The following is a 6,947-nucleotide window of genomic DNA, read 5'->3' on the forward strand; positions in this document are numbered from 1 at the left end:
GGGCGAACCCCATGACTCGGATAAAAGGGAATCTTGTTATGTCACGAAACGTGCGAGCGCAGGGCTTCACCCTGATTGAGCTGATGATCGTAGTGGCGATCATCGGTATCCTGGCTGCGATCGCTTACCCGTCTTACACAAATCACGTGGTCAAGACCAAGCGGGCGGCTGGAGCTGCTTGCCTGTCGGAATACGCCAACTTTATGGAGCGGTTCTACACCACCAACCTTCGCTACGATCAAGACAGTGGTGGGACGGCGGTCAGCTTGCCGGACTTGGATTGTGCGACGGCTGACAACACCGGTGATGACTACGACTACAGCTTGGTGTCGGTAACGTCGTCTACGTTTGTATTGCAGGCGGATCCCCAAAATACCCAGGCGTCTAGGGATTCCTTATGTGACCCATTGGTTTTGAACCAAGCTGGCACCAGGGGTGTGGGGCTTGACGATGGTGACCCCGACACCACGAATTCTGGGGAGTGTTGGTAGGCCTTCAGGCATGCGGATTTACAACCCTTAAGTGTTCTGAGCGAGCGCAAGGAAGCGCTCGTTTCTGTTTTCCAAGCAAAGGACATGGAGGTCCTTATGCTCATGGGCGAGCTAACGGCCCGGCAACGGGCCGCGCATGCCTCTGGTACCGCCGCCTCTCCGAGGCAAGCCGGCGGGTTCTCCCTCATAGAGCTGATGGTGACGGTCTCGGTGGCCGCGGTGCTGCTCGCGATCGCCATCCCGGCATTCTCCTCGATGATGGCCCAGAACCAGTTGGCGGCGGCGACCAATGCCGCTCGCGGTGCATTGATGGCGGCCCGGCAGTCCGCCGTGTTGCAGGGGCGTCCCGTTTCGATTTGTGCCGGTACGCCTGATGCGGGTTGTACGGGCGACTGGTCGCCTGGCGAGTGGCTGGTCTTCCAGGATGCCGATCACGACGGCGATCTCGGTGACGGCGAACGGGTCGTTCGTCACGGTCGCGTCCCTGCTGCCGGCGGCGCCGTGAGCCTGGATGGCAACGGGCCGTTTCGGTCGGCGCTGGTCTACGTGCCGATGGGTCACGCCGAGCGCGTCAGCGGGGCCTTTGGTGCCGGTCGGTTGCGGGTTTGCGTGGCGGCGGATCTGTCGCCAAACGCGCGGGAACTCGTGATTTCGGCGAGTGGTCGGGTGCGGTTGCAGGTAGTCGATCTCGACGGGGCGTGTCCGAGTCTTTGAGTGCTGCCAGCACTCGGTCGTTGCCGGATCGAGGCCATGAGCGTTCCCGCGGGTTGCGCTGTTACAATCAGCGGTTTGCAGTCTTCCGGCGAAACTGAACCGACGTGGCCCTACCGTGACCGATTACAAATCGACGCTCAACCTTCCCAAGACCGACTTTCCGATGCGCGGCAACCTGCCCAAGCGCGAGCCCGCGATGCTCGAGCGCTGGCAGGAGCGTGATCTCTATCGCGCGGTGCGCGAGCACGCGGCCGGGCGGCCCAAGTTCGTGCTGCACGACGGCCCGCCGTATGCCAACGGCGACATCCACATCGGGCATGCGGTCAACAAGATCCTCAAGGACATCATCAACAAGACCCGGTTGCTGGAGGGCTTCGATACGCCCTACGTGCCGGGCTGGGATTGTCACGGTCTGCCGATCGAGCTGGTGGTCGAGCGCGAGCACGGCAAGCCCGGGGTCAAGCTCGACGAACGCGCCTTCCGTCAGGCCTGCCGTGACTACGCGGCCAGCCAGATCGACCGGCAGCGCGAAGACTTCATCCGCCTGGGCGTGATGGGCGACTGGGACAACCCCTACCGTTCGATGGACTTCGCCTTCGAGGCCGACACGCTGCGCGCCCTGGCAGGCATCATCGAGCGCGGCCACCTGCACCGTGGCGAAAAGCCGGTGCACTGGTGCGTCGACTGTGGCTCGGCGCTGGCCGAGGCCGAGGTGGAGTACCAGGCCAAGACCTCGAATCAGATCGACGTGGCCTTTGCCGCGGTCGACCCGGCAGCAGTCAATCGCGCCTTCGGCGTGGACGATGCCACACCGGTGGACCTGGTCATCTGGACCACCACCCCCTGGACGCTGCCGGCGAACCAGGCCGTGGCGGTTAACGCCGAGTTGACCTACCAACTGATCGAGATCGACGGCCGCCGCATCGTGCTGGCCGAAGGGCTGGCCGAGGACGCGCTGGCGCGGATGGGTGTCGAATCACCGCGCGTACTGGGCGAATGCAACGGTGCCGCGCTGGAAGGCCAGGAACTGCTCCACCCGTTCCTCGAGCGCCGCGTGCCGGTGATCCTCGGCGAGCACGTCACGCTCGATGCCGGTACGGGGCTGGTGCATACCGCCCCGGCCCATGGCGAGGAAGACTTCGCGGTCGGTAAGCGCTACCACCTGCCTGTGGACAACCCGGTCGACGGCGAGGGGCGATTCTTCGCCGATACACCGTTCGTCGGCGGGATGGATCTCAAGGTCGGTGGCAAGGCGATCCTCGAGCGACTCGAGGCCGACGGCCGCCTGCTGGCGCACTCGAAGTTCAAGCACAGCTACCCGCACTGCTGGCGGCACAAGACCCCGCTGATCTTCCGCGCCACGCATCAGTGGTTCATCTCGATGACCCAGCAGCACCTGCGCCGTGATGCCATCAGGGCGCTGGAAACGGTCGAGTTCACGCCCGACTGGGGTCGGGCGCGCATCGAGGGCATGGTCGAGAACCGTCCCGACTGGTGCATCTCGCGCCAGCGCTTCTGGGGCGTGCCGATCGCGCTGTTCGCCCACAAGCAGACCGGCCACGCGCACCCGGATTCCGCCAACCTGATGCGCCAGGTCGCCGAGCAGGTCGAGCAGCACGGCGTGGACTGGTGGTTCGACCTGGATGCCGCCGAACTGATCGGCGAGGACGCGGCCGAGTACGAGAAGGTCATCGACACGCTCGACGTGTGGTTCGATTCGGGCGTGACCCACTGGGCCGTGCTCGACCGTCGCGAGGAGCTGAACTGGCCGGCAGACCTGTATCTGGAGGGCTCCGACCAGCACCGCGGCTGGTTCCAGTCATCCCTGCTCACCGCCACTGCGCTGCGCGAGCAGGCGCCCTATCGCGGTGTGCTCACCCACGGTTTCACCGTGGATGCCAAGGGCCGCAAGATGTCCAAGTCGCTGGGTAATGTGATTGCCCCGCAGAAGGTCATCGACAAGATGGGTGCCGACCCGCTACGCCTGTGGGTGGCCTCCACCGACTATGCCGGCGAGATGACGGTCTCCGACGAGATCCTGCAACGCACCGCCGATGCCTACCGCCGCATCCGCAACACCGCGCGCTTCCTGTTGTCGAACATCGACGGATTCGACCCGAACAGGGATGCCGTGGCCGACGCCGATTTGCTGGCGCTGGATGCCTGGCTGGTCGACCGTGCCGCGCGCCTGAACCGCGAGGTGCGCGAGGGCTTCGAGTCTTATCAGTTCCACCAGACGATCGCGCGCATCCACCACTTCTGCTCGATCGAGCTAGGTGCGTTCTATCTCGACATCGTCAAGGACCGCATCTACACCGGCCAGACCGATGCGTCCATGCGCCGCTCGGCACAGACCGCCATGTGGCGCACGGTCGAGGCGCTGACACGCTGGATTGCCCCGGTACTGTCGTTTACCGCCGAAGAGCTCTGGGAGCACCTGCCGGCGCTGGCCGACGGTCGCGAGGAAACGGTCTTCATGGCCACCCACGTCGACTCGCTCGCCCCGCTGCTCAATGATGGTCACGCCGGGCCGAACCAGCGTGGCTTCTGGAATGACGTCATCGCCATCCGCGATGCAGTAAACCGCCACGCCGAGGCCGCGCGCAATGACAAACGCATCAAGGCGAATCTCTCGGCCAATGTCGAGATCTGGGCCGACGACGCCGTCGCCGGGCGCCTGGCCGAGCTGGGTGACGAGCTGCGTTTCCTGTTGATCGTCTCCGAGGCGACGGTCCGTCCGCTGGCCGAAAAGCCCGCGGAGGTCGAGGCCGAGTCGATCGAGGGTGTGGGCGAACTGGCCGTGCGCATCGCCCCGGCCGAGGCCGAGAAGTGCGAGCGCTGTTGGCACTTCCGCCCGGACGTCGGCTCACACGAGGCGCATCCCACGCTCTGCGGACGCTGCATCGAGAACATCGAGGGTGACGGGGAAACCCGCCGCTTTGTCTGAGGACGTGGTGGCTTCCATTCCGTCCACAGCTGCCGGGCCAACGCTGCCCGTAGGAGCGGCTTTAGCCGCGATAGCCGATAGCGGCCACGTTGGTGTATCGCGCCTGAAGGCGCTCCTACGGTTGTCTATCGATGCTGTGGGAAGCGAAACGCGCCGTCAGTCGCGTGCGTCGTCATCCACTGGCTGCCACGCTCGCACGGGGACGGCGGCTGGCACCGCCTTCGCGGGCGAGGCCCGCTCCCACGAGGGACAGGCATGAGTATCGATAAGGCGAATCTTCGCTGGCTCTGGCTGTCCCTCGGGGTGCTGGTCGCCGACCAACTGACCAAGTGGGCCGCGCTTGCCGGACTCGTCTACGCACGTCCCGTCGAGGTGTTGCCGTTCTTCAACTTCACCCTGCTGTACAACACCGGGGCGGCGTTCTCGTTTCTCGCCGACCACGACGGTTGGCAGCGCTGGTTCTTTGTCTTCCTGGCCGGGGTGATCACCGCCGCCTTGCTGGCTTGGCTCGCGTTCGTCGCGATCCGGGACGGGCGCATCAAGGCGGGTATCACGCTGTTGATCGGCGGGGCGGTGGGTAACGTGATCGACCGGGTCCTCTATGGCCACGTGGTCGATTTCCTCGATTTCCATGCCGCCGGCTGGCACTGGCCGGCCTTCAACATCGCCGATGCGGCCATTACCATCGGCGTGGCACTGATTATCTGGGCCGAACTGCGGCCCGCTGGCCGAGAGAGCGTATCCGATGAGTGATGCCGACACGTCCAACCTGCCGACTATCGGCAAGGACTCCGAGGTGACCGTCCACTACGAGATCCGTCTGCCCGACGATCGCGTGGTCGACAGCACCTTCGGCGACGAGCCGTTCACCGTGAAGCTCGGTGCCGGGGCATTCGAGCCGCGCCTCGAGGAGGCGCTGGTGGGGCTGCCGCTGGGCGAGTACACACGCATCCTGCTCACTCCGCAGTACGCCTTCGGCATGCCGGACCCCGGCAACGTGCACACCATGCCGCGCGGCCGTTTCCCGGACGACATGAACCTCGAGCCGCAACTGGTGATCGAGTTCGACCTGCCCAATGGCGAGTCGGTGCCGGGCACTGTGACGGCCCTGACCGAGGATGCGGTGACGGTGGACTTCAATCACCCGCTGGCCGGGCAGAACATCCAGTTGATCGTGCAAGTGCTGGCCGTCGATGGACGCGCCGCACCCGCCGATTCACCCGCATTGCAGGGAGAGGCGCCATGAAGATTCAGCTCGCCAACCCGCGTGGTTTCTGCGCCGGGGTCGACCGCGCGGTGGAAATCGTCGACCGCGCGCTCGATTCCTTCGGCGCGCCCATCTACGTCCGCCACGAGATCGTCCACAACCGCTACATCGTCGACAACCTGCGCGACAAGGGCGCGATCTTCATCGAGGAGCTGGCGGACGTGCCGGACGGCGCGACCCTGATCTTCTCCGCCCACGGCGTTTCCAAGGCGATCCAGGACACGGCCGCCGAGCGTGGTCTGACCGTCTTCGATGCCACCTGTCCGCTCGTTACCAAGGTGCACATGGAGGTCGCCCGCCACGCCCGGGCGGGGCGGGACGTGGTGCTGATCGGCCACGCCGGTCACCCTGAGGTCGAGGGCACCATGGGCCACTTCGATCCGGCTTTCGGTGGGCAGATCCACCTGGTCGAGAAGATCGCGGACGTGGCAAAGCTTTCGGTCGACAATCCCAAGGGGCTGGCCTGGGCGACTCAGACCACGCTCTCGGTCGACGAGACCCGCGCGATCATCGGCGCACTGCAGGAGCGCTTCTCCCAGATCGAGGGGCCGCGCAAGGACGACATCTGCTATGCCACGCAGAATCGCCAGGACGCCGTGCGCGAGCTGGCCGAAAGCTGCGACATGGTGTTGGTGGTCGGCTCGAAGACCAGCTCGAACTCCAATCGGCTGCGCGAGCTCGCCGAGCAGTGCGGCACGCCCGCCCACCTGATCGACGATGCGGCCGACATCGACCCGGCCTGGTTCAGCGATTGCAGCCGCGTGGGCGTGACCGCCGGCGCCTCGGCCCCGGAGATCCTCGTCCAGCAGGTGATCGAGCGGCTCAAGCTCGAGTGCAAGGCCACGCTCGAAGAGCGCGAGCCCGCCGTGGTCGAGAACATGGTCTTCCCCATCCCGGTCGAGTTACGCCGCTAGGAGCGCCGCGGCCCTTCCGGATTGCTGTTCCCGGTGGTCGTGGCGCTCAGGCCGTGGCCTGGAGGCGCCGACGGACCAGCCGGTGCGAGACCAGCCCGCCGAAGGGAATCAGCGCGGCGACCGCCACCACCGCCCCATGGTGAATAGGCAGCAGTTGGCGGTAGAGTGTGATGGCGAGCACGGCCATCGTCCACAGGAAGAATATCCCGTGGATCGGGCCGACGGCACTAACGGCCTCCGGCAGCCCGGCCAGGTACTTGAGCGGCATGGCGATCGCCACCAGGGCGATCAGCGAACCACCTTCCAGCAGCGTCATCAGTCCGAGGTGCCGGAGCGCCGGGTTTGACCCTTGTGTCATCACGATCGCCTTAGGGGTTGGTTGGAATAACCCCAGTCTATCTAAAGGCGAGCATGTTGCTACCCGAAGCTAAGCTAGTCCGGAACCGGTTGTGCAGCGCCTTGTGCTTGCGCCTGGTTCGGTTGATGCGCGTCGTTCCCGGCGGGGTCAAGGACATCACGCACGTGACGGCCGGCCAACCATCTGCTTGAGGCGGTTAAGGGTAGTGTCCAGTCAAGTGGTGTAAAAGCGAGATAGCCACCAAAGCCCTCGTCGC

The 6,947-nt window shown here is 65.3% G+C and carries 7 protein-coding genes; 6 read left to right on the top strand and 1 reads right to left on the bottom strand.

The genetic code is table 11. The features are described from left to right. The first annotated feature begins 38 nt into the window (after nucleotides 1-38). The 6 genes from D5687_RS07290 to ispH all read left to right on the top strand — a co-directional run bounded on the left by D5687_RS07290 (nucleotide 39) and on the right by ispH (nucleotide 6,333). The gene (locus D5687_RS07290) at nucleotides 39-491 is read left to right on the top strand and encodes a type IV pilin protein (protein ID WP_158611805.1); all 453 of its coding nucleotides are present in this window, start codon (nucleotides 39-41) and stop codon (nucleotides 489-491) included. A 102-nt stretch (nucleotides 492-593) separates the two neighbouring features. Next, nucleotides 594-1,205, top strand: coding sequence for a GspH/FimT family pseudopilin (locus D5687_RS07295; RefSeq protein WP_125199110.1), 612 nt, complete (start codon nucleotides 594-596; stop codon nucleotides 1,203-1,205). Nucleotides 1,206-1,320: 115 nt separating this feature from the next. Further along, nucleotides 1,321-4,152 (top strand): isoleucine--tRNA ligase, encoded by a 2,832-nt coding sequence (gene ileS / locus D5687_RS07300; protein ID WP_125199111.1) that lies wholly within the window; start codon nucleotides 1,321-1,323, stop codon nucleotides 4,150-4,152. A gap of 255 nt (nucleotides 4,153-4,407) precedes the next feature. Continuing rightward, a complete protein-coding gene (gene lspA / locus D5687_RS07305; protein WP_125199112.1) occupies nucleotides 4,408-4,905 on the top strand; it encodes a signal peptidase II in 498 nt (165 codons plus the stop codon). Continuing rightward, nucleotides 4,898-5,398, top strand: coding sequence for a peptidylprolyl isomerase (locus tag D5687_RS07310; RefSeq protein ID WP_125199113.1), 501 nt, complete (start codon nucleotides 4,898-4,900; stop codon nucleotides 5,396-5,398). Before lspA ends, D5687_RS07310 begins: the two co-directional genes overlap by 8 nt. Then, the gene (gene ispH, locus D5687_RS07315; RefSeq protein ID WP_125199114.1) at nucleotides 5,395-6,333 is read left to right on the top strand and encodes a 4-hydroxy-3-methylbut-2-enyl diphosphate reductase; all 939 of its coding nucleotides are present in this window, start codon (nucleotides 5,395-5,397) and stop codon (nucleotides 6,331-6,333) included. The genes D5687_RS07310 and ispH overlap by 4 nt, the downstream gene beginning before the upstream one ends. A 46-nt stretch (nucleotides 6,334-6,379) precedes the next feature. On the opposite strand, the gene D5687_RS07320 is transcribed toward ispH, so the two are convergent. Beyond that, complete coding sequence (locus D5687_RS07320) at nucleotides 6,380-6,691, bottom strand: DUF3817 domain-containing protein (RefSeq protein ID WP_125199115.1); 312 nt, start codon at nucleotides 6,689-6,691, stop codon at nucleotides 6,380-6,382. Nucleotides 6,692-6,947: the final 256 nt, after the last annotated feature.

It is taken from the genome of Guyparkeria sp. SCN-R1, assembly GCF_003932495.1.
Classification (GTDB): Bacteria; Pseudomonadota; Gammaproteobacteria; order Halothiobacillales; family Halothiobacillaceae; genus Guyparkeria.